Genomic DNA, 24272 nt, shown 5'->3' with positions numbered 1-24272 from the left:
CCGGTTCCGCCGCCGCCGCCGCGCCGGATGTCGCGGCCGCGGCGCCCGCGCCCCCCTGGGCGGGCGGGGTGGCCGCGTCCTGTGCGAATGCGGTCGTGGCCATGGCCGCGGCAAGGGCCAGCGACGCAAGGCTGGTGATGGCTTTCATTGTCTCGTTCCTCCCGAAATTCAATTTACCCGTTCCTCCGCAGGTAAAACTCCCCCCGAGATTATCCTCGGGGGGAGGGTTTGATAGCGCAACTTTGCGTTAGCGGGCCGAAAGTATTAGCCGCTGGTGCCGCCTTCCGCAGGCGCCGGTTCCGCCGCCGGTTCGTTCGCAGCCGACGCCTCGCCCGGCAGCTCGAACACGGTCAGCTGGCCGCCCAGTTCCGTGTAATCGGACAGCGCCGCATAGCCGCCCACGGCGCCCAGGCCTTCGTTCGGGTTGGTCAGGCCCGCCGCCAGGCCGATGCCGGCCCAGCCGCCGACGCCCGACAGGATGCCGATATACTGCTTGCCGCCATGCTCATAGGTCATGACGTTGCCGATGATCCCGGACGGGGTCTTGAACTTGTAAAGCTCCTTGCCCGTGTCGGCGTCGACCGCCTTCAGATAGCCTTCCAGCGTGCCATAGAAGACCACGTCGCCCGCCGTCGCCAGCGCGCCCGACCAGACCGAGAACTGTTCGGGCAGCGACCACTTGATCTTGCCCTCGACGTTGTCCCAGGCGATGAAGTTGCCCATGCCGCCATGGCTGTTGGGGGCCGGATACATCGACAGGGTGGCGCCGACATAGGGCTGGCCCGCGGTATAGGCGACGCGGAACGGTTCATAGTCCATGCAGACGTGGTTGGTCGGCACATAGAAGGTCTGGGTCTTGGGCGAATAGGCCGCCGGCTGCTGGTCCTTGGTGCCAAGGGCCGCGGGGCAGATGCCGGTGGTGTTCTCGTCCTCGCCGTTCTGGGCGGTCGAGTATTCGGCGACCACGGCCGGGCGGCCATAGGTTTCCGAATTCGGATCCATGTCCACGCCGGTGGTCCAGTTCACCGCCGGGTCATACTTCTCGGCCACCAGCAGTTCGCCGGATTCGCGGTCCAGCGTATAGGCCAGGCCGTTGCGGTCGAAATGGGTCAACAGCTTGCGCGGCTTGCCGTCGATTTCCTGGTCGGTCAGGATCATCTCGTTGACGCCGTCGAAGTCCCATTCGTCATGGGGCGTCATCTGGTAGAACCACTTGGCCATGCCGGTATCGGCATCGCGGGCCATGATGGTCATCGACCACTTGTTGTCGCCCGGCCGCTGCGACGGGTTCCAGGTCGAGGGGTTGCCCGTCCCGTAATAGACCAGGTTCAGGTCGGGGTCATAGGAGAACCAGCCCCAGATCGAGCCGCCGCCGATCTTCCATTGGTCGCCTTCCCAGCTGTTCAGGCTGCTGTCCTTGCCGACCGGCTTGCCCAGGTGCGTGGTCTTTTCGGGATCGACCAGCATCTCCTCGTCCGGGCCGGTGGAATAGGCCTTCCAGGCCACCGATCCGTCGGCCAGGTTCAGCGCGGTCATCCGGCCGCGCACCCCGTATTCGCCGCCCGAGATGCCCACCATCACCTTGTCCTTGACCGGCATGGTGGTGGCGGTCAGCGTCTCGCCGATGGCCGGGTCGCCGACCTTGGTGGACCATTTCACCTCGCCCGACTTGGCGTCCAGCGCCACGACGGTGGTGTCGGCCTGCGACAGGATCACCATGCCGTCGGCAAAGGACAGGCCGCGGTTCACGGTGTCGCAGCACATCACCGCGATGACTTCCGGGTCCTGCTGCGGCTCGTAGCGCCACAGGATGCGGCCGTTGTCGTTCAGGTCAAGGGCGAAGACGTTGTTGGGGAAGGGCGTGTGGACATACATCACGTCGCCGATCACCAGGGGGCTGCCTTCATGGCCCCGCAGCACTCCGGTCGAGAAGGTCCAGGCCACCCGCAGGTCGCCCACGTTGTCGCGGTTGATCTGGTCCAGTTCCGAATAGCGCGTGTTGGCATAGTCGCCGGTCTGGATCGCCCATTGCTCGGGCTTGGCCGTTTCCGCCAGGACGCTTTCGTTGGCATGACCCGCCGCGCCCGTCAGAAGCAGCACGGCGACCGTGCTGTTCAGCAATCTTTTCATGAAGTGCTCCTCCGCTGTTGGAAGCGCGCGACAGGTTCCCTCCTCCTGTCGCCGTCCTGGAAGGCAGTCTTTGACCGACACCCTCTTGCGTCAATGCGACCTTTTGGCAATTACCCCTAAAGTCTTAGGGTGAATTGCCAAGGCGGCCGGGAATGATCGGCAAGCGCCTTACAGAAGACGCTCGGCGTGCCACATCACATGGTCGGCCATGAAGCTTTGCACGAAGAAATAGCTGTGATCATAGCCGGGCTGCATCCGGAACTGGCCGGGCTGGCGGCGCGCCATCATGGCCTGGGCCAGCGCCTCGGGGCGCAGCTTGTCCAGGAACTGGTCGGCGCTGCCCTGGTCGATCAGCACCTCGCCCGGAAAGCCGCGTTCCGTCATTAGGATCGTGGCATCATGGGCGCGCCAGGCGGACCGATCCTCGCCCAGATAGGCCGACAGCTGCTTCTGGCCCCAGTCGGATTCGGTCGGGTTGGCGATGGGCGCGAAGGCCGACACGGACTTGTAGCGTTCGGGATGGGTCATGGCGATGGTCAGCGCGCCGTGCCCGCCCATGGAATGGCCGGTGATGCCCATGGAATCGCGGTCGATGGCGAAACTGTCGCCGACCAGTTCAGGCAGTTCGTGGACGATATAATCCCACATCCGGAAATGCGGCGCCCAAGGATCCTGCGTGGCGTTGACATAGAAGCCCGCGCCCTGGCCCAGGTCATAAGCCTCGTCATCCGCCACGCCTTCGCCGCGGGGCGAGGTGTCGGGAAAGACGATGGCGATACCCGCTTCCGCGCACCATGCCTGCGCTGCGGCCTTGGTCATGGCGTTTTCATGGGTGCAGGTCAGGCCCGACAGATACCACAGCACCGGCACGCGTTCATGGGCCACCAGTTCCGGCATGAAGACCGCGAAGGTCATGTCGGTGCCGGTCGATTGCGATTTGTGGCGGTAAACGCCCTGCGTGCCGCCGAAGCTGCGGTTTTCCGAAAGGGTTTCAAGCGTCATCCGACATCCTCCAGGGTCTGAAACATGACCAGCGCATCGACCGGCCCAAGCGTGGGGTGACAAAACGCGCCCGGCAGGCGGCCCACAATGGCAAATCCGGCCTTCTGCCACAAATGGACGGCATCGGCATTGGTCGAGACGACGAAGTTGAACTGCATCGCCGCGAAACCCTGCCCCTTGGCCCAGATTTTCGCGTGATCCACAAGCGCGCGGGCAATGCCCCGCCCCCGCGCCTCGGGATGGGTGGCAAAGGACGCGTTGGCCACATGCGAACCCCCGCCAGGACGATTCGCGCCGACATGGCTGGTGCCGAGGATGCGGCCATCGCATTCGGCGACAAAGGCCGTGAAGGGCTTGGCGAACCAGTCCGCCAGCGCATCGTCGCGGGACATGTCGCGCGGGACGCAATAGGTTTCGCCCGCGCGATAGACCGGCCTCAGGATGTCCCAGATGGCGTCGTGGTCGGCGGCGGTCGCGGGGCGGATGTCCACCCCGCCCCCGGTCATTGCAACTCGTCCGCGCTGCGGATGACCTTGTTCAGAAGGCCATAGTCCAGCGCCTCTTGCGTGTTCAGCCAGAAGTCGCGCTGCGTGTCCTTCTCGATCCGCTCGACCGGCTGGCCGGTCGCCTCGGCGAAGATCTGGTTCAGGCGGTCGCGCATCAGGCGCACCTGTTCCGCCTGGATCATCATGTCCGACGACGTGCCGCCGATCCCGCCCGAGGGCTGGTGGATCAGGAAGCGCGTGTTGGGCAGGCAGAAGCGGTTTTCCTTCTTGGCCGCGACAAAGATCAGCGCGCCCGCCGATGCCACCCAGCCGGATCCGATGGTGCGCACGGTGGGACGGATGAACTTGATCACGTCATGGATCATGTCGCCCGATTCCACATGCCCGCCGGGGGACGAGATCAGCATGTTGATCGGCTTGTCACTGTCCTCGGCCAGGGCCAGAAGATGGGCCACGGTGCGCTGCGCCAGCTTGTCGTTGATGGCGCCCGCCACGATCACCGTGCGCGACTTGAAATACAGCTTGCCGATCTTGTCGCCCTCGGGCAGGCCCAGACCCTCGTCCTTGTCGCCCTTGTGGCGCCGGTCGTCTTCCTCCGGTTCGTCGTCGTCGTCATCGTCCAGCCACTGGTGACGCATCGGCCTGCTCCTTCTGTTCCTCATGGCGACGGCGGGACCATGGCCCCGCCGTTCTTTTACCTATGCAGGGATGAACGATCAGTAAAGGACGACCGAGCGGATCGACTCGCCCTTGTGCATCAGGTCGAAGCCCTTGTTGATGTCATCCAGCGGCAAGGTGTGGGTGATCATCGGGTCGATCTCGATCTTGCCGTCCATGTACCAGTCGACGATCTTCGGCACGTCCGTGCGGCCCCGCGCGCCGCCGAAGGCCGTGCCCTTCCAGACGCGGCCGGTGACCAGCTGGAACGGCCGCGTGCTGATTTCCGCGCCTGCCGCCGCCACGCCGATGATGATCGACTGGCCCCAGCCGCGATGGGTGCATTCCAGCGCGTCGCGCATGACCTTGGTGCTGCCGGTCGCGTCGAAGGAATAATCCGCGCCGCCGATCTGGTCGAAGGGGGTCTTGGTCATCTCGACGATGTGCTGGACGATATTGCCGTCGATTTCCTTGGGGTTGACGAAATGGGTCATGCCAAAGCGTTCCGCCATGGCCTTCTTGTCGTTGTTCAGGTCCACGCCGATGATCATGTCCGCGCCCGCCAGCCGCAGGCCCTGGATCACGTTCAGCCCGATGCCGCCCAGGCCGAAGACCACCGCCTTGGCGCCGATTTCCACCTTGGCGGTGTTGATCACCGCGCCGATGCCGGTGGTCACACCGCAGCCGATATAGCAGATCTTGTCGAAGGGCGCATCCTCGCGCACCTTGGCCACCGCGATTTCCGGCAGCACCGTGAAGTTCGAGAAGGTCGAGCAGCCCATGTAGTGGTGGATCGGCGTGCCATCAAGCATGGAAAAGCGGCTGGTCCCGTCCGGCATCAGGCCCTGGCCCTGGGTCGCGCGGATCCGGGTGCAAAGGTTCGTCTTGCCCGACAGGCAGGACGGGCATTCGCGGCATTCGGGGGTGTAAAGCGGGATCACATGGTCGCCCGGCTTGACGGATTTCACGCCCGCCCCGACCTCGACCACGACGCCCGCGCCCTCGTGGCCCAGGATGGCCGGGAACAGGCCTTCCGGGTCGTCGCCCGAGCGGGTGAATTCGTCGGTGTGGCAGATGCCGGTGGCCTTGATCTCGATCATCACCTCGCCCTCTTTCGGGCCTTCCAGGTTGACCTCCATCACTTCCAGGGGTCGGCCAGCCTCAAGGGCGACTGCGGCGCGGGTTCTCATGGGTGTTCTCCTATCGGTTCGGGCATTCGGTGAAAGCCGCAGGGGCCGCAAGGCGGCCCCCTTCGGGTTCTTGCATGGGGTCGGACGGCGGCGTCAAGCGGCCAGCTTGCCCGAGCGCTTGGCGACATGGGTGGCAATGGCGTCCATCAGCGGCGGCGACAGGGCATCATAGGGTTCCAGCCCCAGTTCGCGCAAACGCGCCCGGATGCCGTCCATGCGCGACGGATCGACGCCGGATTCGATCACCGAGCTGACAAAGGCCGCGAATTCCGGCGCCGACCAGCCCGCCTCGTCCGACAGTTCGGTATGGACGAAATCCAGGCCGTAGAACGGATGGTCCTTGTTCTCGATCCGGCCATACATGTGGACGCCGCAACCCGTGCAGGCGTAACGCTGGATCGGCGCGTCCTTGTTGACCACCTGCAGCTTGTCGCCGTTTTCCAGAACCTCGACCGCGTCGCGCGACACCACGGCGACCTGGCTGAAGATCGCCCCCTCGGGCTTCCAGCATTTGGTGCAGCCGCAGACATGGTTGTGCGCCGTCTGCGCGCCCACCCGGACCTTGACCGGGTTCGTCGCGCATTTGCAGGTGAGGATCCCCCCCGAAAAACCGGGATTGCCCTGTTTGATGCCGTTATCCACGGCGGGGTGGATCTTCACCCCCTCAGTACTGGCCATGGTCCTTCCCTCCCGATGAACCGAATGTCCTGTCACCGTCGCGCCATCGGGACATTTCGGCAAGTCAGCGGAAGGTTGTAGCAGGAAACCCGCCGGGGATTGGTCAGGGCAAATCCAGACACTCCGGCGCAGGCGGGATCAGGAAACGCATGCGTTTCCCCCGCCTTTGCGCGACGGTGCAACCAAAGACGGTGCAGCTTGGCAACCCCATAAGGCCGGCGCCCGACCCGAGGGGGGCGTGAAGCGCCCGCCTGGGGGCGGGGCGGGCGCGAGCCGGGCCTTGAAGGCCCGGCGGTTCCAGGTGGATAGCGCATCGCGTGGCGAAGGCGATGGCCTTCGCCATTCGGACCACGGTTCGTAACGAAATCAGCTTGCGGGCGTGGAGGACACGCCCACCTTGGCCGGGCGCAGCAGCCGGTCGTGCAGGCGGAAGCCGTTGTCCATCACCTGGATGATCTCGCCCTGGATGGTTCCGGGGACGGCGGCCTCGAACATGGCCTCGTGTTCCGAGGGGTCGAACCTGTCGCCGGGCTTGGGGCTGATGATGGTGATGCCGTGCTTGGCAAAGACGTTGGACAGCTCGCGCAGGGTCAGCTCCACCCCCTCGATCAGGGCGGCGGCCGCGGCGCGCTGTTCCTCGCCCGCGGCGTCCAGCGCGCGGGTCAGGGCGTCGTGGACCGGCAACAGGTCGCGGGCCAGGCGCGATCCGCCGTATTGTTCCGCGTCGCGGCGGTCCTTGTCGGCGCGCTTGCGGGAGTTTTCCGCATCCGCCAGCGCCCGCATGAACTTGTCGCGGAATTCGTCGCGTTCGGCCTTGAGCGCGGCGATCTCATCAGCCGGATCGGCCAGCGGATCCGCCAGGATGTCGTCAAGAGGCTGTTCGTTCTGCTCGTTCATCGTTCCATCATCCTTTCCGGCCGGACAGCACCCGCCCGACCAGCTGCGCGGTGTAATCGACGATCGGCACGATCCGGCCATAATTCAGCCGCGTCGGTCCGATGACGCCCACCGCGCCTACAATCTTCCGGTCGGCATTCATATAGGGGGAAACCACCAGAGCGGAACCCGAAAGCGAAAAAAGCTTGTTTTCGGATCCGATGAAAATGCGCACGCCCTCGCCCTTTTCCGCCAGTTCCAGGAATTCCACGATGTCGCGCTTGCGTTCCAGGTCGTCGAACAGCACGCGGATGCGGTCCAGGTCGGCGGCCTCCTGGTCCAGCAGGTTCGCGCGGCCCCGAACGATCAGGCGCGGATCGTGGGATTCGGCGTCCCACAAGGCCAGCCCCGACTGGACCAGCTCGGCGGCCAGCACGTCCAGTTCCTGACGCCGCGCCGCGATCTCGCGGCCGATATGGCCGCGCAGTTCGGAAAGCGTCCGCCCCTCGGCCATGGCGTTGAGGAAATTCCCTGCCTCGCGCATCGACGACGGGGTCTGGCCCACGGGCGGCGTGAACAGGCGGTTTTCCACATGCCCGTCGGCAAAGACCAAGACCACAAGCGCCCGGTCGGGGCCGAGGCTCACGAACTCGATATGGCGGATCGGCGCCTCGTGCTTGGGCATCAGGACCAGCGACGCGCCGCGCGTGATGGACGACAGCGCCGTGCTGACGCGGTCCAAGAGCACGCCCGTGTCGGGATCGTCGTTGCCCAGCGTCTGGTCCAGGGCAGCGCGGTCGGTGGGGTTGACGGTATCGACCTCCATCATGCCATCGACGAACAGCCGCAGCCCCTGCTGGCTGGGCATCCGCCCGGCGGACACATGCGGGCTGTCCAGAAGGCCCATCAGTTCCAGATCCTGCATGACGTTGCGGATGGTCGCCGCGCTGATCTTTTCGGACAGCGCGCGGGTCAGCGTGCGAGAGCCCACGGGTTCCCCGGTTTCCAGATAGATCTCGACCACGCGGCGGAAGATCTCGCGCGAGCGGTCGTTCATGTCCTGCAACGGCGTCTTCTGGTCCATGTCCCTCGAAGGGTTGCGTGATGGGCCGCAGGGGCGGTATGGGGCGGGGATCTTCGCGAAAAGGAAAAACCATGCGCCCGTCTGGCCGGAATCTAAGCCAAATGCGTCCGATTTCAATCGAAACCGGCGTGATGGCCCATGCCGAAGGGTCGTGCCTGATCCGCGTCGGCAACACCCATGTCCTGTGCACCGCCTCGCTTGAGGAAACGCCGCCGCGTTTCCTCAAGGGCACGGGGCTTGGCTGGGTCACGGCGGAATACGGGATGCTGCCGCGCGCCACCAACACCCGCAACCGGCGCGAAGCGGCCGTGGGCAAGCAATCGGGCCGCACCCAGGAAATCCAGCGCCTGATCGGGCGGTCCTTGCGAGCGGGCGTGGATCGCAGCGCGCTTGGCGAACGCCAGATCACGGTCGACTGCGACGTGATCCAGGCCGATGGCGGTACGCGCTGCGCGTCCATCACCGGGGGATGGGTCGCGCTGCGGCTGGCGGTGAACAAGCTCTTGAAGGCGGGGACGATCACCTCCGACCCGATCATGGACCATGTGGCGGCCGTGTCCTGCGGCATCTATGCGGGCCAGCCGGTGCTGGATCTGGACTATGCCGAGGACAGCGAGGCCGGGACCGACGGCAACTTCGTGCTGACAGGCAGCGGCCGGCTGATCGAGGTGCAGATGTCGGCCGAGGGCGCGACCTTCTCGCGCGACCAGATGGGGCAGTTGCTGGATCTGGCCGAAGGCGGCATGGCCGACCTGGTCGCCGCGCAAAAGGCCGCCGTGGCATGAGGAAGTTCGACGGCACCCGCCTGCTGGTCGCCACCCATAACGCGGGCAAGCTCGAGGAGATGCGCGCCCTGCTGGCCCCCTACGGCGTCGAGGTCGTGGGTGCCGCAGAAGCCGGTCTGGCGGAACCCGAGGAGACCGAGACCACCTTCGTCGGCAATGCCCGCATCAAGGCCCGCGCCGCCGTTCAGGCGACCGGGCTGCCCGCCCTGTCCGACGACAGCGGCATCTGCGTCGATGCGCTGGACGGCGCCCCGGGCGTCCATACCGCCGACTGGGCGGAAACCGGGAATGGCCGCGATTTCCGCATGGCCATGCAGCGCACCTGGGACGAGCTGGAATCGCGGGGCGCCCCCCTGCCCCGCACGGCCCAGTTCCGCTGCACGCTGGTGCTGATGTGGCCCGACGGGCACGACGAGGTCTTCGAGGGCGTCCTGCCCGGCCAGGTCGTCTGGCCGCCGCGCGGGGTTGAAGGCCACGGCTACGACCCCATCTTCATGCCGGACGGGCATGACGTGACCCTGGGGGAAATGCCGCCCGCGATGAAGAACAGCCTCAGCCACCGGGCGCGGGCGGTGGAGCGGATGATAAGGGGCAGCTTTGCATAGGATCTCGACCGGATCGCCCTTCGAGGCCGCGATGGGATACAGCCGCGCCGTGGTGAAGGGCGGTTGGTGCTTCGTGTCGGGCACGACCGGATACGACTATGCGACGATGACCATGCCGGAGGATCCCTGCGAACAGGCGCGCAACTGCTTCCGCACCATCTTCGCCACCCTGGCCGAGGCGGGCTTTGCCCCCGGCGACATCGTGCGTGTGCAATACACCGTGACCGACGCCACCCTTGTGGACGCGATCACCCCCGCCCTGGGCGAGGCTTTGGGGCATATCCGCCCCGCCGCCACCATGGTCATCGCAGGCCTGATCCGGCCCGAGATGAAGGTGGAAATCGAAGTCACGGCGCTGCGCGGATGATGATGCCGGGCCAAGGCAGCTTCGCAGAGGACTGGCGGGCGGGGGGCTTCGGCCTTTATGTCCACTGGCCCTTCTGCGCGGCCAAGTGCCCTTATTGCGACTTCAACAGCCATGTCGCGCCCGCCGTCGATCAGGCCCGTTGGGCCGCCGCACTGTCTGCGGAAATCGCCCGGCTTGCCGCGGAACTGCCCGGCCGCCACCTGGGCAGCATCTTCCTGGGCGGCGGCACGCCCTCGCTGATGGAACCCGAAACGGTTGACAGCGTGCTGCGCGCCGCCCGCGCCGCCTGGGGTTTCGCCAACGACATCGAGATCACGCTGGAGGCCAATCCCACCAGCGTCGAGCGCGGGCGTTTCCAGGGCTTTGCCGAGGCGGGCGTGAACCGGCTGTCGATGGGCATCCAGGCGCTGAACGAGGCCGACCTGCGCGCCTTGGGCCGGATGCATTCGGTCGCCGAGGCGCGCGCGGCCTTTGACGTGGCGCGCGCCTGCTTTGACCGGGTCAGTTTTGATCTGATCTATGCCCGGCAGGGCCAGACGCGGGACGCCTGGCGCGCGGAACTGACGGATGCGCTGGCCATGGCGGTGGATCACCTGTCGCTTTACCAGCTGACGATCGAGCCCGGCACCGCCTTTGGCGCCCGCGCGGCGGCGGGCAAGCTGCGCGGCCTGCCCGACGACGACCTGGCCGCCGACATGTATCTGGAAACGCAGGATATCTGCGAGGCGGCGGGGATGGCGGGGTACGAGACCTCGAACCACGCGCGCCCCGGTTCGGAAAGCCGCCACAACCTCGTCTATTGGCGGCAGGGCGATTGGGCGGCGGTCGGTCCCGGCGCGCATGGCCGCATCACCCTGCCCGGCGGGCGTTACGCCACCGAGGCGCATCGCGCGCCCGGCGCCTGGCTTCACGCTGTCGAGACAACGGGAACGGGCGAGTCGCTGCGCGAGTTGGTGCCGATGGATGAACAGGCCACCGAATATCTGCTGATGTCCCTGCGATTGCGCGAAGGTCTGGACGAGGCCCGTCATGCCCGCCTGGCGGGCGCGCCGCTGGACGAAGGCGCGGTCGGACGGCTGGCCGATCTGGGCATGGTCGAACGGGCGGGCGGCCGGTTGCGCACCACCCGCCAGGGCCGTCCGCTGCTGAACGCCATCCTGCGCGAACTGGCGGCCTGAGATGCGGGGCCTGTGGTATGCCGCCGGACTGATCGCCCTGGCCCTGGGCATCATCGGCATCGCCCTGCCCGTGGTGCCGACCGTGCCCTTTCTGCTGCTGGCGGCGGCGGCCTTCGCCCGCAGCAGTCCGCGCCTGGAACGGCGGATCCTGAACCACCCGACCTATGGCCCGCCGGTGCGTGCCTGGCGCGAACGCGGCGCGATCAGCCGCCTGGCCAAGATCTGGGCCACAGCGGCCATGGCCTGCGGGGTGGGCTTCAGCCTGTTCGTCGGAATGCCGCTGTGGGTCGTGGCGGCGCAGGCCATGATCTGCACCGCCATCGCCGCCTTCGTGGTGACGCGGCCCGAGGCCTGATCCATGCGCGCAGCCCCCTTTCCCGAACAGATCGCCGGGATGGATGCGACAGATCTGGCCCGCCGCCTGATCGGCGCGACCCTGCTGGTGCGCGGTGCGGGCGGCATCATCATCGAGACCGAGGCTTACACCCGCGACGATCCCGCGTCCCACAGCTTTCGCGGCCCCACGGCGCGCAACGCGTCGATGTTCGGCCCGGCGGGGCACGCCTATGTCTATCGCTCCTACGGGATCCACCTGTGCCTGAACGTGGTGGCCCGCCCGGGCGAGGCGGTGCTGATCCGGGCGCTGACGCCCACCACGGGCATCAAGGCGATGGAAGCGCGCCGCAACAGCCCCCTGCTTTGCAACGGCCCCGGGCGCCTGACGCAGGCGCTTGGCATCCGGTCCGGCGATGACGGCGCCCCCTTCGACGGCACGGACCTGTCCATCACCCTGTCCCCCGCCCTGCCTGATCTGCTGACAGGCCCGCGCATCGGCATCAGCCGGGCGCAGGATCTGCCCTGGCGGTTCGGGATGGCCGGGGCCCGGGGCCTCAGCCGCCCCTTTCCTCCGCAGGCGGTCAGCCCGTGACGGGCCGGTCCACCAGCACCAGCGCATCATCACGCAAAGGCCGCTGAAGCGCGCGGGCGGCGGACCAGTCGGCGGTCATCCACATCTCGATCTCGTCGGGTTCGGTCAGGATCACCGGCATGGCCTTGGGGTGGACCTTTCCCACCACCCTGTTGGGTTCGCAGGTGAGAAAGGCGAACAGCTGATGCTGGCCCGGGCGGGGGGTCTTCATCGACCCGCGCGTGCCGTGCCACGGCGTCCAGAGGCCCGCGAAGAAGAACAAGGGCTGCGTCTCGTCCCTGGCAAACCAGTGCAGGGGCTTGCGCTTCGTCACGGGGTCGGGCTTCGCCCCGTATTCCGAGAATGCCGTGGCGGGCACCAGGCAGCGGTTTTCCACCCCCAGCCAGCGCCGCCAATGCGGGCTTTGGGTGTTGCGGATGTTGGTGACGCCGGTGTCCGGCGCGTCCCTTGCCTTCAGGAACTGCGGCGGCGTGGGCATCCCCCAGGTCAAGGGGGCCAGTTCGCGGCCTTCGGGTGTGTTGCGCACCACCGGCGCGGGCCGGTCGGGATAGATGTCGAGGCCAGGCTCCAGGTTGCCCAGGCTGTCGCGCATCACGCCCGCCAGGTCGCGGATCGCCTGCTGGTTGGTGGTCAGGTTGTACAGGTTGCACATGGCAGGCGTCCTCCTTGGCCGGCCGACGCGGGCCCGCAGGGTCAGTGCGCGGACTGGAAGCTCAGCAGATCCGCGCTGATTTCGCAACGCAGCCCGTCAGGCGCGTAATCCGTGGTCACGTCGCAATCCACCGTGCCCGACAGCCCCGCCCCGATCAGGCGCGATCCCGACCCGAAGGTTTCGGGCTGGCAGACCGGGGGGCCGCCCTCTTCGGTCCAGGTCAGGACAAAGCGGTCGGCGCCCCGGGGGGAACGGTCGGTGCCCCAGCGGATGCGCACGGTGCCGGTGTCGCCGGACAGCGCGCCGTATTTGGCGGCATTGGTCGAAAGCTCGTGCAGGATCAGGGACAGCGACAGCGCCGGGCGCGGCCCGATGGCCAGGGCCGGTCCCTCGACCCGGAAACGCGTGCCGTCGTGGTCGTGCAGCGCCAGGGCCTTCCCGACGATCTCCTGGACCGTGGTGCTGCTGGCGCGGCCCTCGATCAGGATGTCGTGGGCGCCGGACAGAACCCGGATGCGGTCGCCCAGCGCCTTGGTGGCCGAAACCAGGTCGTCGGCCGAGCGCAGCGTCTGGTTGACGATGGCCTGGATCATCGCCAGCTGGTTCTTCATCCGGTGGCTCAGCTCGCCCAGAAGCATCTGCCGCCGCTGATCCTCGTCCACGCGATCGGTCACGTCGATGGCCTGGACGAAGATGCCGTTGATCGATTCGGAATCGTCGCGGATCGGGTGATACAGGAAATCCAGGAAATGCTGCCGGGGCGTGGCTTCGGGATGGCTTTGCAGCGCGACGGGGATATGGCGCCCGACATGGGATTCGCCCGTCTGGTAAACCCGGTCCAGGATGTCGATGAAGCCCTGGTCCACCACCTCGGGCAGGGCCAGGCGCACGGGCTTTCCGATGACATCGCGGTGGCCCACAAGGCGCAGGTAATCGGAATTGGCAAAGCGGAAGATGTGGTCGGGCCCGCTGAGCAGCGCCACCGCGCCAAGCGCCACCTCGAAAATCTGCAGGAAACCGCTGCGCTCGACCCGCTGGGCGTCGCGCAGGGCGACGGCGCGGGTGGTTTCGGTGCAGGGGCAGAACATGCCCAGGACCGCGCCCGAACGGTCGCGCACCGGCGTATAGGAAAAGGCGAAGTTCGCCTTTTCGGGATAGCCGTTGCGATACATCGTGAAGGCGATGTCCTCCATCGAGGTGCTGGTGCCCTCATAGGCCGCCGTGATCATCGGCTCGACCCGGTCCCAGATGTCGAACCACAGATCCCGGAAGGGCCTGCCCAGGGCCGCGGGATGGCGCTGCCCGCACATGGCCGCGTAGCCGTCGTTATACAGCGTGATCTGCTGCGGTCCCCAGACGATCAGCATCGGCTGGGCGGAGACCAGCGCCATGCCCACCAGCACGGCCAGTTCCTCTGGCCAGTCCGAGGGGGGCCCAAGCGGATTCCGGGCCCAGTCCAGCCCCCGCAGCAATGCACCACATTCTCCGCCGCCTTGCAGGAACGGCTCTTTCCTGGTGTCCGTCATGTCGCAATGGAAACTGAATGTTTTCCGCCTCATACCCGGGGTTTCGGCCCGCCGCCACTAAACTTTTCTTAGCGGGACCGGCCCTTGGCGGGATGCCGCCCGCCGGGCCCGCCCCCGCCAATAACATCAATGTCAGGGAACGCGGGGCGCGGCCATCCGTTGTCCCTCGACGGCTGCGGGGGGAACGACATGTCCGAGGATGACGAAACCGAATTCCTTCCGATCATCGAGGAGACGCTGTCCCTGACCACCAGGAAGGTGGTCACCGGCCGCGTCCGCGTCGCGACCCGGACCGAAACCGTGGACCAGGTTCTTCCCGCCCACCTGTCCAGCCAGGAGGTCGAGGTGGTCAGGGTTCCCGTCGGCCGCAAGGTCGAGACGGCCCCGCAGATCACGACCGAGGGCGACCTGACCATCATCCCCGTTGTCGAGGAACGGCTGGTCGTCACGCGGGAACTGTATCTTCGCGAGGAAGTTCATGTTCGCCGCGTCGAAAGAACGCAAACCGTCGAGATCCCGGCGACCACCCGTCGCCAGACCGTCCAGATCGACCGCCTTCCGCCCCCCGGCGAGGCCGCCGATCCGGCCCCATCCCAAAGCAAGGACGATCAAGATGACCTATGACAATGAAGTCGGCACCACCGGAACGACCTCCGTTTCGGCTCTCTTCGACAGCGAGGCGGAAGCGCAGCGCGCCGTGGACAGGCTTGTGCAGGCAGGCATTCCCTCGGCCAGCATCCGGATGGTCGCGGGCGGATCCGGCGCCACCACGGCCACGGCCGCCGGCACGGACAACCGCGACAAGGGCTTCTGGGACAGCCTGGGCGATTTCTTCTTCCCCGACGAGGACCGCTATGCCTATGCCGAGGGCCTGTCGCGCGGCGGCTATCTGGTGACGGTGACGGGCCTTGCCGCGTCCCATTACGATCTTGCCCTGGACATCCTGGACGACGAGGGCAGCGTCAACCTGGACGAGCGCGAGCAAAGCTGGCGTTCCGAAGGCTGGGGCGGCTACGAGGCCAGTCCCTATGCCAGCGGGACCGCTGCAACCGCCGGGACCACCGGAACCACGGGGCTCTCCGAACCCGCGGTGACCAGCTATGAGGCCACCAGCCTGCAGACCGACCGTCCCATCGCGGGCGACACCGCGCGCATGGGCACCGACGAGACGATCCCGGTCATCGAGGAACGCCTGCGCGTGGGCAAGCGCGAAACCGCCCATGGCCGCGTCCGCGTCCGCGCCTACACGGTCGAGCAGCCGGTCAGCGAAAGCGTCGAGCTGCGCGAGGAACATGTCGAGATCGAGCGCCGCCCGGTGGACCGTCCCCTGGATGCCGCGGACGTGGCCTTCCAGGACCGCACCCTGGAAGCCGAGGAATACCGCGAGGAAGCGGTGGTCCAGAAGGAAGCCCGCGTGGTCGAGGAGATCGGCTTGCGCAAGACCAGCGACACCCACCGCGAAACGATCTCGGACACCGTCCGCCACACCGAGGTCGAGATCGAGGACGACCGGACCAACCTGAACCGCACGGATGTGAACCGCACGGATCTGGACCGCGACCGCACGTAACGGCTGTCCTTTTGCAATGACCGATCCCCGCGCCACCGCGCGGGGATTTTTCATGCGCCCCTTCAGACCTCCACCGCCACCGCGCCCATCGGTTTGGAACAGCAGGCGAGGATATAGCCGTCCGCGATGTCGTCGTCGGTGATGCCGCCGTTGTGGACCATGTGGACCTGACCGGACAGCTTGCGGATCCGGCAGGTGCCGCAGATGCCCATGGAACAGCCCGAGGGGATGTTCAGCCCCGCCGCCCGCGCGACCGCCAGGATCGTGTCGGTCTGCGCGCAAGGCCGCGTCACGCCGGATGCGGCAAAGGTGACTTCGGCGGCCTGGCCGGCATGGGGCACGGCATCCACGGGTGCCGGTTCGGCCCCGGGCGGCGGCGCGCCGAAGCTTTCCTGGTGATAGCGGTCCATGGCGAAGCCAAGCCCCGACAGCGCGTCGCGCACCGCCCCCATGAAGGGTTCGGGCCCGCAGCAGAAGACCTCGCGTTCCAGGTAATCGGGCGCCACCAGGCCCAGCATCAGCTGGTTGAACATGCCCTGGAAGCCCGTCCAGGGGCGATAGGGATCCTTTCCCTCGACCACCCATTTCAGTGCGATGCCCTCGGTCCGGGACGCCATCTGTTCCAGGCGCTCGCGGAAGATGATCTCGGACGGGCGGCGGGCGCAGTTCACGAAGACGATGTCGGCGGGACGGCCGCTGTCGTATATCGCCGTCGTCATCGCCATCATCGGCGTGATCCCCGACCCGGCCGAGATGAACAGGTATTTTTCCGCCGGGTGATGAACGGTGGAAAACCGCCCTGCCGGGCCTGTCGCCTTCAGCCGCATCCCCGGCCGCAGGTGGTCGAACATCCAGCGCGTGCCCACCGATCCCGGCTGCGCCTTGACGGTGATCGTCAGCGACGTGGGCCGGGTTGGCGAGGACGAGATGGTATAGGTCCGCCACAGCGCGCCCCCCGGCACCGGCAGTTCCAGCGTGATGAACTGCCCCGGATCATGGCCGAACAGCGCGCCCGAGGGGGCCTGGAAGCAGAAGGTCATGACGTTCGGCGCCTCGGGCAGGGTCGCCACGCATTCCAGCGGTTCCGTGTCGGACCAGAACCGCAGGCCGGGCCGGGCCTGCGCGTTCATTCCGCCGCCAGCCGCTGCGGGGCCAGGCCGCGTTCCAGCCAGTCGGCATACCAGTCGATGAACTGGATCACGCCGCTTTCCCAGTCGGGCGAATAGGGGCCGGGGACATAGGCGGGCGAATGGATGCCCTCCTGGTTCGTCTCAACAATCTCGCGGTCCTCGTCGTTCGTCTCGATCCAGACCTCGGTCAGACGTTTCAGGTCATAGTCCACGCCTTCCACCGCGTCCTTGTGGACCAGCCAGGTGGTCGTGACCTCGGTTTCCGTGGGGCTGATCGGCATGACGCGGAAGGTCAGCGAATGATCGGGCAGGAAGTGGTTCCAGGTGGACGGGTAATGGAACACCAGCAGCGACCCGGCGTCGGGCTTGGCGACCCGGCCCAACTGCCGCGCGACCGCCGCCTTGCCGTCCATCGTATAGCTGACGGCGCTTTCCTGAAGCGGCATCCGGGCCAGGCGGAACTGCCCGCCCCCGCCCAGGGTGAACTGCGCGGGCGCCCCGGCCGCGGCGCAGGCGTCGAAATGCCCCTGCAACCGCGCCGAGATGGACCCGTCCGCCGACACGCCCGCGACCTCGGGGTCCAGCGGGAAGGACCGGCACAGCGCCGGGTGGTTGCCGCTGCAATGATAGCATTCGCGGTTGTTTTCCCAGACCAGCTTCCAGTTGCCCTTTTCGATGATGGTCGAGCTATAGGCCACCTTGGCGTCCCGCAGATCGTGGACCTCAAGGAAAGGGCTTGCGGTGCGGGCGAAGTCGTCGAAATCGGGCGGCGTCTCGGCCAGGCAGATATAGATCAGCCCGTTCAGGTCGCGCGCATGGACGGGCTTCAACCCGTGCTTGCTGGGGTCAAAATCCGGCCCCATGTTGTTGGCCCAGATCAGGCGGCCATCCAGGTCATAGGTCCACTGGTGATAAGGGCAGACGAGCTTGGCGACCTTGCCCTCGCGTTCCTTGCAGACGATCGACCCGCGGTGGCGGCAGGCATTGTGGAAGGCCCGGATCACGCCGTCGCCGCCCTTCACGATCACCACGTTATAGGCGCCGACCTTCAGCGTCGCATAATTGCCCGCCTTGACCAGTTGCGCCGCCGGAATGGCATACAGCCATTCGCGATAGAAGATGGTGTCCAGATCCAGCCGATAGACCTCGGGCGAGGTGTAGAAGGGCTGTTCCAGCGCGTGGCCGGGAATGCGGCGGGCAAGCAGGCTGTGAATGTCGGTCATGGCTGGCGTCCGGTTGGGGGTTAAGGGATTGCCGCGAAAATCCCCCGTGCCGGGCTTGCTGACAACGGCAGAAAAATTCATCCTGGCTTAGTTCAGCTAAACCGAAGGCCCGATGCCCAGACCCTATGACTTCGGCTCCATGACGGCCCTGATCAGCTTCGAGGCGGCGGCGCGGCATGGCAGCTTCAAGCTTGCGGCGAACGAGACTAACGTCACCCCCGCAGCGATCAGCCACCAGATCAAGGCGCTGGAAGCCGACCTTGGCTGCGCGCTGTTTCTCCGCCGCCATCGTGGGGTGGAGCTGACCGAACAGGGCGCCTTCCTGCTGGTCGCCCTGCAACGGGGGTTCGAGGGGATCTCGGACGCGGTGGCGCAGTTGCGTGACCGGCCGCAGGCGGTGGACGTGACGATCCGCGTGACCACCGCCGTCAGCGCCTTGTGGCTGACGCCCAAGATCACGGCCTTCTGGCGCAGCCATCCGGCCATCACAGTGTCGCAGATCGTCAGCGACGTGGCGGGGACCAGGGGGTTGCACGACATCAGCATCGGCTATCTGACCGGCAGCCCCGGTCCCGGCCCGTCGCATGAACTGTTCCGCGACCGCATCATCGCGGTGGGTACGCCCCGCTTCGCGGCCAGCCACGCCATCCGCAGCCTGGCCGACCTGGCCCAGGTGCCGCTGGTCCACACCAACCACGATGCGCATCAATGGACAAGCTGGGCGGAATGGTTCGCGGCCCTGGGCGGCCCCGCGCCGGTGGGACGGGGTCTGTTCGTCAACAACCACATGATCGCCCTGCAGGCGGCGCAGGACGATGTGGGCGCGGTGCTGGCCTGGGACGGGCTGATGACCGATCTGCTGGCGCGCGAACGGCTGGTGCGGCTGGTGCCGCAGGACATCCCGTCCTCGGTCCCGTTCCGCATGGTGATCCATCCCCGCGCCTCGGCCAGGGCGCGGCTGTTCGCCACCTGGCTTTTGCGCGACGCCTCAGCCGGTGCGGCGCAGGGCGGATGAGGCGGGCGTCATGGCGGGATGGATGCGGTCGGCTCCCTGGTGGAAGCGGCGCAGTTCCTGCTGGCGGCGCCCCTGGGGCCAGCCGAGGGCGGCTGCGGCGATGCGGGACAGGTCTTCGGCCGGGCGCGGCACGGGTCGGGGTCAAGGCCGTCGGGCAGGCGGCGGCGGATCAGGTCGTCCAGATGGGTGACATGCTCGGTCCGCAGGATCGCGCCCTTGGCCGCTGCCCCGCGACGGCCCGGCTGTTCCGCCACGCGGACCGGCAGCACCGTGTCCTGCCCGTCCAGCGTCGGAGTCGGACGCACGCCGCACCAGCAATGCACCACGTCGGCGCGCGTCAGGTTCAGGTGCGGCAACAGGTGGGTCGCCTCGGCCAGGATGCAGGCGACCTGGGCGTCGGTGACGCGGATGCCGTCGGGATCGTCGCGCACCACGGTTTCGGTCGGGCCAGCGGCCCCCTGCCCGCTCGATCCCCGTGACGGCGGCATAGGGGCGCAGGGTCGCGCCGCGCCGTTCGGCATCCAGCGCGGTATAGACGCAGATCCGCTCGGGCCAGGCATACATGTATTCCCGAAGGTGCCGATCCCGGTCAGCGCGCCGCCCAGTTCTGCGGCCATGGCGCTTTCGCCGCCGCCTGGGTGACCGATTTGCGGCGCCAGGACAGCCGGACTTTCCAGCCGCCAAGCGCCTCCATCCTTTCCCGGTAGCCTGGTTGTCGGTCATCCAGGCCATCAGCGCGTTCACGGCGTCGTTTGACCCGCTGCGCCGGGACAGGTATTCGATGACCGCCGGGTCGGTCTTGTCCGCGAAGTCCCTGACGACCGGGGTCAGCACCTCGTCGGCGGGCCAGCCGTTGGGCTTGGGATCGGCGCAATCGGCGACGGCGGTGCAGCGGTCCCATTCGGCCTGGTCCAGCGGCACACCGAAATCGACCCTAACCATTTCGTATTTGCCCGGAAGCGAGGTCGGCGCCCAGTAATGGCCGATCCAGCCTTCGGGAATGATCTCGGGCTCGCCCTTTTCCACCAGCGAGGTATGGCGCGCACCGTGTCGGCGATGATGACCTAGGCGTCGCAGCCATGGCCCTTGTTCCGATGCAGCCAGGCCGCCGCCGGACCCGACCGCAGGGGTTTGTCTAACCTTTCGCGGCGTCCGCCATGGCACGGGCCTTTGCCGTCGCTGCCTCCAGCGCGGCCTGGATGGCGGTGGAAAAGCCCGCCGCCTCGGCCGCCTCGATCCCCGCCGCGGTGGTGCCGCGGTAATCGCGATAGGTCGCCAGCAGCGCGGGCGCATCCGCGATACGGCCCGCCAGCATGGCCGCGCCGCCGCAGACCGCGGCCTCGGTCGCGCGCCAGGCGATGTTTTCGGGCACGCCCTGGCCGGTCATGAAATCCGCCATGGCGACCGCCATCAGCGCGGGATAGGCCGCGCCCGATCCCGGCAGGGCGGTCATCAGGTCGATCTGCGATTCGCCGGAAATCTCGTCCGAGGTGCCGATGGCCGACAGGATCATCGTCACCGCCTGCCGGTCGGCATCCGTGACGCCCGCATCCGCCCACCAGGGCGTCCAGGACTGGCCGATTTCGGCGGCCGCATTGGGCATGGCGCGGACGATCCGTCCGCCGCAGGCCCGCAGGCGATCCGCGCCGACGCCCGCCATGAAGGACAGGACCAGCTTTCCCTCGGCCCGCACTTGCAAGGCGGGCCAGTCCTCGGGCCTGACCGAGACGACCACCACATCCGACAGCGCCGCCAGTTCCGCTGCATCCCGCGCCCAGCGGACCGGATGCCCGTGATAATCGGCGCGCGGCCCGCTGTGGTTGACGACGACAAGCTGGTCCGGCGCCACGATGCCCCCGGACAGCAACCGGCCCCCCAAGGCCGATCCCAGCCATCCGGTCGCACCGATGATGCCGATCCGCATGTCTCTCCTTCCTCCTTGCCGGGCGCTGCTGCCTTGGCCTTTGCCCTTGGCTACAGCCCCGCCGCCCCGCCTTGCAACAAAATGTTCAATACTGTCACCATGAAGTTCATGGAGGCATATCGAATATTCACCATGGAACCGCGAACGACCTTAATCGAACACACGCATTCAGAAAGGGCATGGGCGCCACGTTCCATCGGGCGAATCGGTTGATCGGTTCAAGCGACCTTTTCAGCCTGCGCGACGGATTCCCGCGTTGAATCGGGCGATCTCGCGCGGCTCGGGCTCCCGGCCGGAATAGATTTTCACATACAGCGGAATGCGCGTCAGCCGCGTCTCAATGTCTTCCTGGGGCTGCATCGAGATATAGCCGATCTGGACCAGATAGATGGTGCGCGCCCGCACATCGGCCTCGGCCGCGTCATGGCCCCAGCGGGCCATCATCCGCGTCAGCGCCTTCAGCCGGGCGTCGTCGGCGGCGCGGACCCGGGCAGCCACGCCTTCGTCCTGCAAGGCCCAGCTGCGCACGGCAAATTCCAGGCGGGAATCAAAGACATTCGCTGCCAGAAAACAGGTCAGGACGTTCAGCACCGCCTCGGACACGCTTTCGGCGTATTGGGTCGTCGCGTCCACCAGGGGCCTGGTCGTGCGGTCTTCCCAGCCGTCGATCAGGGCGGCCAGCAGCGCCTCGCGGTCGGCGAAGAACCAGTAGAAGCTGGTGCGCGACAGGTTCAGCCGCTTGGCCAGCGGCAGGATCTTCACGGCGTCGATGCCCCCCTCGATCAGCGCCTGATAGCCGGCCTCGAGCCAGCCTTCGCGCGATCCGCGCCATCCTGTTTCCGGTGCATGTGCCTGATCCATGCCCTTGTCGATATGCAATCGGGCCCTGTCCCACAAGGTGAATGTGCAATCTTGGGTGCCTTGCGTTCAATCATGATTTTCAAGTTGACACATATGAACATTCTGGGGAACGTCCTGTCCAGACCCTCCATCCCTGAAGGCAGCCCATGTCGAACGACCCCCTTCTCCAGCCGTTCCAGTTGAAGCACCTGACGCTGCGCAACCGGATCATGATCACCAGCCATGAACCGGCCTATCCGGAAGACGGGATGCCCAAGGACCGCTACCGCGCCTATCATGTCGAACGGGCCCGGGCCGGGGTGGCGCTGACCATGACGGCGGGGTCGGCCTCGGTGTCGCGCGACAGCCCGCCGGTCTTCAACAACATCCTGGCCTGGAAGGACGAGGTGGTGGGCTGGATGAAGCGGCTGGCCGACGAATGCCACGACCACGGCTGCGCGGTGATGATCCAGCTGACCCATCTGGGCCGCCGTACCCGCTGGGACAAGGCCGACTGGCTGCCGGTCGTCTCGCCCGGCCATGAAAGGGAAGCCGCCCACCGCTCCTTTCCGAAGAAGATGGAGGACTGGGACATCGCCCGCATCATCGGCGATTACGTCGATGCGGCGGAACGGATGAAGGCCGCGGGCCTCGACGGGCTGGAATTGCAGGCCTATGGGCACCTGATGGACCAGTTCTGGTCGCCGCTGACCAACGATCTGGACAACGACTACGGCGGTTCCCTGGACAACCGCCTGCGCTTCACCTTCGACATCCTGCGCGGCATCCGCGACCGCTGCGGGCCGGATTTCATCGTCGGCGTCCGCTATACCGGCGACGAATGCCTGCCTGGCGGCTTTGACGCCGGGGACGGCCTCGCCATCTCGCAAAAGCTGAAGGACAGCGGACTGGTCGATTTCCTGAACGTGGTGCGCGGCCATATCGACACCGATGCGGGCCTGACCGACGTGATCCCGGTCCAGGGGATGCGCAACGCCCCGCATCTGGACTTCGCGGGCCAGATCCGGCGCGCGACGAACTTTCCCACCTTCCACGCCGCCAAGATCCCCGACGTGCCGACCGCGCGCCATGCCATCGCCGCAGGCCTGGTCGATATGGTCGGCATGACCCGCGCGCACATGGCCGACCCGCACCTGGTTCGCAAGATCATCGAGGGGCGCGAGGATGACATCCGCCCCTGCGTCGGCGCGAACTATTGCCTGGACCGCATCTACCAGGGCGGGATGGCCTTCTGCCTGCACAATGCCGCCACGGGGCGAGAGGAGACGATGCCCCACGCAATCCCGCCCGCGCCCACCAAAAAACGCGTCACCATCGTCGGCGCCGGGCCTGCGGGGATGGAGGCCGCCCGCGTTGCCGCCGAACGCGGCCATGCCGTGACCGTGTTCGAGGCCGCAAGCCAGCCCGGCGGCCAGATCCGCCTGACCGCGCTTCAGGAACGCCGGCGAGAGATGATGGCGATCATCGCCTGGCGGCAGGCCATGTGCGACCGGCACGGCGTCACCTTCCACTTCAACACCTTCGCCGAAGCGGACGACGTGCTGGCCACGAACCCCAACGAGGTGATCATCGCCACCGGCGGGCTGCCGCATACCGAGGTGCTGGCGGAAGGCAACGACCTGGTCGTTTCCGCCTGGGACATCCTGGGGGGCGACGCGAAGCCCGGCAGCAACGTGCTGGTTTATGACGATGCGGGCGATCATGCCGCCCTGCAGGCCGCCGACCTGATCGCCGCGACCGGCGCCCGGGTGGAAATCGTGACGCCGGACCGTGCCTTCTCGCCCGAGGTGATGGCGATGAACCTGGTCCCCTACATGCGCAGCCTTCAGGCCCGCGACACGACCTTCACCGTGACCTGGCGGCTGCAATCGGTGATGCGCGACGGCAACCGGCTGCGCGCCACGCTGGGCAGCGATTACGGCGGCGTCACGCGCGACCGCATCGTCGATCAGGTGGTCGTCAACCACGGCACCCGGCCGCTGGACACGCTGTATTTCGACCTCAAGCCCTTGTCCTCGAACGAGGGCGAGGTCGATTACGAGGCGCTGACCACCGGCGGGCTGCAGGCGATCCGCAAGAACGATGGCGCCTTCCGCCTGTTCCGCATCGGCGACGCGGTGGCGGCGCGCAACACCCATGCCGCGATCTATGACGCGCTGCGCCTGGTGAAGGACATCTAACCCATGAAGATCCTCGATGACCCGTTTGACGAGATCGCGGTGGAGGAAGCGATCCGTCTGAAGGAGCGGGGGGCGGCCTCGGAAGTGGCTTGGCGCGGTCACGGTGCTGTGTGCCGGGGCGCTGGCCGACAAGCTGGGCGCCGCCGTGGGCGCCTCGCGCGCCGCCGTTGACAGCGGATACGCCCCGAACGACTGGCAGGTGGGC

The 24272-nt window shown here is 67.0% G+C and carries 24 protein-coding genes and 3 pseudogenes; 11 read left to right on the top strand and 16 right to left on the bottom strand.

From position 1 onward, the window contains the following. Positions 1–333: 333 nt before the first annotated feature. From JX613_RS17790 to hrcA, 8 genes and pseudogenes are all read right to left on the bottom strand, one after another. Positions 334–2130: pseudogene (locus tag JX613_RS17790) on the bottom strand (methanol/ethanol family PQQ-dependent dehydrogenase); the annotation flags it as partial. A gap of 168 nt (positions 2131–2298) precedes the next feature. Then, positions 2299–3132 (bottom strand): S-formylglutathione hydrolase, encoded by an 834-nt coding sequence (gene fghA / locus JX613_RS17785; RefSeq protein WP_207102809.1) that lies wholly within the window; start codon positions 3130–3132, stop codon positions 2299–2301. Further along, a complete protein-coding gene (locus tag JX613_RS17780) occupies positions 3129–3638 on the bottom strand; it encodes a GNAT family N-acetyltransferase (RefSeq protein WP_207102808.1) in 510 nt (169 codons plus the stop codon). Before JX613_RS17780 ends, fghA begins: the two co-directional genes overlap by 4 nt. After that, positions 3635–4276 carry an ATP-dependent Clp protease proteolytic subunit gene (locus JX613_RS17775; protein ID WP_207102807.1) on the bottom strand — a complete coding sequence of 214 codons (642 nt, stop codon included), beginning with the start codon at positions 4274–4276 and terminating at the stop codon, positions 3635–3637. Before JX613_RS17775 ends, JX613_RS17780 begins: the two co-directional genes overlap by 4 nt. Positions 4277–4354: 78 nt before the next feature. Further along, entirely contained in the window at positions 4355–5485 is a 1131-nt protein-coding gene (locus JX613_RS17770; protein ID WP_207102806.1) for an S-(hydroxymethyl)glutathione dehydrogenase/class III alcohol dehydrogenase, read from the bottom strand. 93 nt (positions 5486–5578) lie between these two features. Next, complete coding sequence (gfa, locus tag JX613_RS17765) at positions 5579–6163, bottom strand: S-(hydroxymethyl)glutathione synthase (protein WP_207102805.1); 585 nt, start codon at positions 6161–6163, stop codon at positions 5579–5581. Positions 6164–6529: 366 nt separating this feature from the next. Beyond that, positions 6530–7060, bottom strand: coding sequence for a nucleotide exchange factor GrpE (locus JX613_RS17760; RefSeq protein WP_207102804.1), 531 nt, complete (start codon positions 7058–7060; stop codon positions 6530–6532). Between the two features lie 7 nt (positions 7061–7067). Beyond that, the gene (hrcA, locus tag JX613_RS17755; protein ID WP_207102803.1) at positions 7068–8123 is read right to left on the bottom strand and encodes a heat-inducible transcriptional repressor HrcA; all 1056 of its coding nucleotides are present in this window, start codon (positions 8121–8123) and stop codon (positions 7068–7070) included. A 71-nt stretch (positions 8124–8194) separates the two neighbouring features. Between hrcA and rph the strand changes: the two genes are divergently transcribed. The 6 genes from rph to JX613_RS17725 are packed head-to-tail and all read left to right on the top strand — an operon-like array spanning position 8195 to position 11986. Next, positions 8195–8908: a ribonuclease PH gene (gene rph, locus JX613_RS17750; RefSeq protein ID WP_207102802.1), complete on the top strand. Its 714-nt coding sequence runs from the start codon at positions 8195–8197 to the stop codon at positions 8906–8908. After that, positions 8905–9513, top strand: coding sequence for an RdgB/HAM1 family non-canonical purine NTP pyrophosphatase (gene rdgB / locus JX613_RS17745; RefSeq protein WP_207102801.1), 609 nt, complete (start codon positions 8905–8907; stop codon positions 9511–9513). Before rph ends, rdgB begins: the two co-directional genes overlap by 4 nt. Next, positions 9506–9880: a RidA family protein gene (locus tag JX613_RS17740; RefSeq protein WP_207102800.1), complete on the top strand. Its 375-nt coding sequence runs from the start codon at positions 9506–9508 to the stop codon at positions 9878–9880. The genes rdgB and JX613_RS17740 overlap by 8 nt, the downstream gene beginning before the upstream one ends. Next, positions 9877–11058: a radical SAM family heme chaperone HemW gene (hemW, locus tag JX613_RS17735; protein ID WP_237168688.1), complete on the top strand. Its 1182-nt coding sequence runs from the start codon at positions 9877–9879 to the stop codon at positions 11056–11058. The genes JX613_RS17740 and hemW overlap by 4 nt, the downstream gene beginning before the upstream one ends. Position 11059: 1 nt before the next feature. Further along, a complete protein-coding gene (locus tag JX613_RS17730; protein WP_207102799.1) occupies positions 11060–11413 on the top strand; it encodes a YbaN family protein in 354 nt (117 codons plus the stop codon). Positions 11414–11416: 3 nt separating this feature from the next. Beyond that, positions 11417–11986, top strand: coding sequence for a DNA-3-methyladenine glycosylase (locus JX613_RS17725; RefSeq protein ID WP_207102798.1), 570 nt, complete (start codon positions 11417–11419; stop codon positions 11984–11986). Here JX613_RS17725 and JX613_RS17720 read toward each other — a convergent pair. Both JX613_RS17720 and JX613_RS17715 read right to left on the bottom strand, forming a co-directional pair. Further along, positions 11976–12638: an SOS response-associated peptidase gene (locus JX613_RS17720; protein ID WP_207102797.1), complete on the bottom strand. Its 663-nt coding sequence runs from the start codon at positions 12636–12638 to the stop codon at positions 11976–11978. The genes JX613_RS17725 and JX613_RS17720 overlap by 11 nt on opposite strands. Before the next feature lie 41 nt (positions 12639–12679). Next, positions 12680–14164 carry an HWE histidine kinase domain-containing protein gene (locus tag JX613_RS17715; RefSeq protein WP_207102796.1) on the bottom strand — a complete coding sequence of 495 codons (1485 nt, stop codon included), beginning with the start codon at positions 14162–14164 and terminating at the stop codon, positions 12680–12682. Between the two features lie 189 nt (positions 14165–14353). Between JX613_RS17715 and JX613_RS17710 the strand changes: the two genes are divergently transcribed. Both JX613_RS17710 and JX613_RS20030 read left to right on the top strand, forming a co-directional pair. Then, positions 14354–14788, top strand: coding sequence for a YsnF/AvaK domain-containing protein (locus JX613_RS17710; protein WP_207102795.1), 435 nt, complete (start codon positions 14354–14356; stop codon positions 14786–14788). Next, positions 14778–15734 carry a YsnF/AvaK domain-containing protein gene (locus JX613_RS20030; RefSeq protein ID WP_237168686.1) on the top strand — a complete coding sequence of 319 codons (957 nt, stop codon included), beginning with the start codon at positions 14778–14780 and terminating at the stop codon, positions 15732–15734. Before JX613_RS17710 ends, JX613_RS20030 begins: the two co-directional genes overlap by 11 nt. Before the next feature lie 62 nt (positions 15735–15796). On the opposite strand, the gene JX613_RS17700 is transcribed toward JX613_RS20030, so the two are convergent. Next, complete coding sequence (locus JX613_RS17700) at positions 15797–16864, bottom strand: FAD-binding oxidoreductase (RefSeq protein ID WP_207102794.1); 1068 nt, start codon at positions 16862–16864, stop codon at positions 15797–15799. Then, positions 16861–18087 carry an aromatic ring-hydroxylating oxygenase subunit alpha gene (locus tag JX613_RS17695; RefSeq protein ID WP_207102793.1) on the bottom strand — a complete coding sequence of 409 codons (1227 nt, stop codon included), beginning with the start codon at positions 18085–18087 and terminating at the stop codon, positions 16861–16863. The genes JX613_RS17700 and JX613_RS17695 overlap by 4 nt, the downstream gene beginning before the upstream one ends. A gap of 112 nt (positions 18088–18199) precedes the next feature. Here JX613_RS17695 and JX613_RS17690 point away from each other — a divergent pair, with 112 nt between their 5' ends. Next, positions 18200–19102, top strand: coding sequence for a LysR family transcriptional regulator (locus JX613_RS17690; RefSeq protein WP_207102792.1), 903 nt, complete (start codon positions 18200–18202; stop codon positions 19100–19102). A gap of 8 nt (positions 19103–19110) precedes the next feature. Here JX613_RS17690 and JX613_RS20325 read toward each other — a convergent pair whose 3' ends face one another. The 4 genes and pseudogenes from JX613_RS20325 to JX613_RS17670 all read right to left on the bottom strand — a co-directional run bounded on the left by JX613_RS20325 (position 19111) and on the right by JX613_RS17670 (position 21887). Beyond that, the gene (locus JX613_RS20325; protein ID WP_207102813.1) at positions 19111–19533 is read right to left on the bottom strand and encodes a hypothetical protein; all 423 of its coding nucleotides are present in this window, start codon (positions 19531–19533) and stop codon (positions 19111–19113) included. A gap of 331 nt (positions 19534–19864) precedes the next feature. After that, positions 19865–20044, bottom strand: a pseudogene (locus tag JX613_RS20320) (ABC transporter substrate-binding protein); the annotation flags it as partial. Positions 20045–20237: 193 nt separating this feature from the next. Further along, complete coding sequence (locus JX613_RS17675; protein ID WP_207102791.1) at positions 20238–21026, bottom strand: pyrroline-5-carboxylate reductase family protein; 789 nt, start codon at positions 21024–21026, stop codon at positions 20238–20240. Positions 21027–21257: 231 nt separating this feature from the next. After that, the gene (locus JX613_RS17670; RefSeq protein WP_207102790.1) at positions 21258–21887 is read right to left on the bottom strand and encodes a TetR/AcrR family transcriptional regulator; all 630 of its coding nucleotides are present in this window, start codon (positions 21885–21887) and stop codon (positions 21258–21260) included. Positions 21888–22033: 146 nt separating this feature from the next. Between JX613_RS17670 and hpbA the strand changes: the two genes are divergently transcribed. Together hpbA and JX613_RS17660 are read left to right on the top strand one after the other, a co-directional pair. After that, on the top strand, positions 22034–24067 hold the full coding sequence (gene hpbA, locus JX613_RS17665) for an N-methyl-L-proline N-demethylase HpbA (protein ID WP_207102789.1): 2034 nt from the start codon (positions 22034–22036) through the stop codon (positions 24065–24067). A 121-nt stretch (positions 24068–24188) separates the two neighbouring features. Beyond that, positions 24189–24272, top strand: a pseudogene (locus JX613_RS17660) (FAD-binding protein); the annotation flags it as partial.

This window comes from Paracoccus shandongensis (genome assembly GCF_017315735.1).
GTDB classification, from domain to species: domain Bacteria; phylum Pseudomonadota; class Alphaproteobacteria; order Rhodobacterales; family Rhodobacteraceae; genus Paracoccus; species Paracoccus shandongensis.
The sequence above is the reverse complement of the archived record's forward strand: the minus strand, read 5'-3'. Positions and strand labels throughout refer to the sequence as shown.

Coding starts and splice junctions, on each gene's coding strand:
- JX613_RS17720 (WP_207102797.1), bottom strand. CDS start 12,638: ATGTGCAACCTGTACAACCTGACCACCAACCAGCAGGCGATCCGCGAC.
- gfa (WP_207102805.1), bottom strand. CDS start 6,163: ATGGCCAGTACTGAGGGGGTGAAGATCCACCCCGCCGTGGATAACGGC.
- JX613_RS17730 (WP_207102799.1), top strand. CDS start 11,060: ATGCGGGGCCTGTGGTATGCCGCCGGACTGATCGCCCTGGCCCTGGGC.
- hrcA (WP_207102803.1), bottom strand. CDS start 8,123: ATGGACCAGAAGACGCCGTTGCAGGACATGAACGACCGCTCGCGCGAG.
- hemW (WP_237168688.1), top strand. CDS start 9,877: ATGATGATGCCGGGCCAAGGCAGCTTCGCAGAGGACTGGCGGGCGGGG.
- JX613_RS17715 (WP_207102796.1), bottom strand. CDS start 14,164: ATGACGGACACCAGGAAAGAGCCGTTCCTGCAAGGCGGCGGAGAATGT.
- hpbA (WP_207102789.1), top strand. CDS start 22,034: ATGTCGAACGACCCCCTTCTCCAGCCGTTCCAGTTGAAGCACCTGACG.
- rdgB (WP_207102801.1), top strand. CDS start 8,905: ATGAGGAAGTTCGACGGCACCCGCCTGCTGGTCGCCACCCATAACGCG.
- JX613_RS17770 (WP_207102806.1), bottom strand. CDS start 5,485: ATGAGAACCCGCGCCGCAGTCGCCCTTGAGGCTGGCCGACCCCTGGAA.
- fghA (WP_207102809.1), bottom strand. CDS start 3,132: ATGACGCTTGAAACCCTTTCGGAAAACCGCAGCTTCGGCGGCACGCAG.
- JX613_RS17780 (WP_207102808.1), bottom strand. CDS start 3,638: ATGACCGGGGGCGGGGTGGACATCCGCCCCGCGACCGCCGCCGACCAC.
- JX613_RS17725 (WP_207102798.1), top strand. CDS start 11,417: ATGCGCGCAGCCCCCTTTCCCGAACAGATCGCCGGGATGGATGCGACA.
- JX613_RS17695 (WP_207102793.1), bottom strand. CDS start 18,087: ATGACCGACATTCACAGCCTGCTTGCCCGCCGCATTCCCGGCCACGCG.
- JX613_RS20030 (WP_237168686.1), top strand. CDS start 14,778: ATGACCTATGACAATGAAGTCGGCACCACCGGAACGACCTCCGTTTCG.
- JX613_RS17700 (WP_207102794.1), bottom strand. CDS start 16,864: ATGAACGCGCAGGCCCGGCCCGGCCTGCGGTTCTGGTCCGACACGGAA.
- JX613_RS17710 (WP_207102795.1), top strand. CDS start 14,354: ATGTCCGAGGATGACGAAACCGAATTCCTTCCGATCATCGAGGAGACG.
- JX613_RS17690 (WP_207102792.1), top strand. CDS start 18,200: ATGCCCAGACCCTATGACTTCGGCTCCATGACGGCCCTGATCAGCTTC.
- JX613_RS17675 (WP_207102791.1), bottom strand. CDS start 21,026: ATGCGGATCGGCATCATCGGTGCGACCGGATGGCTGGGATCGGCCTTG.
- JX613_RS17775 (WP_207102807.1), bottom strand. CDS start 4,276: ATGCGTCACCAGTGGCTGGACGATGACGACGACGACGAACCGGAGGAA.
- JX613_RS17760 (WP_207102804.1), bottom strand. CDS start 7,060: ATGAACGAGCAGAACGAACAGCCTCTTGACGACATCCTGGCGGATCCG.
- JX613_RS17670 (WP_207102790.1), bottom strand. CDS start 21,887: ATGGATCAGGCACATGCACCGGAAACAGGATGGCGCGGATCGCGCGAA.
- rph (WP_207102802.1), top strand. CDS start 8,195: ATGCGCCCGTCTGGCCGGAATCTAAGCCAAATGCGTCCGATTTCAATC.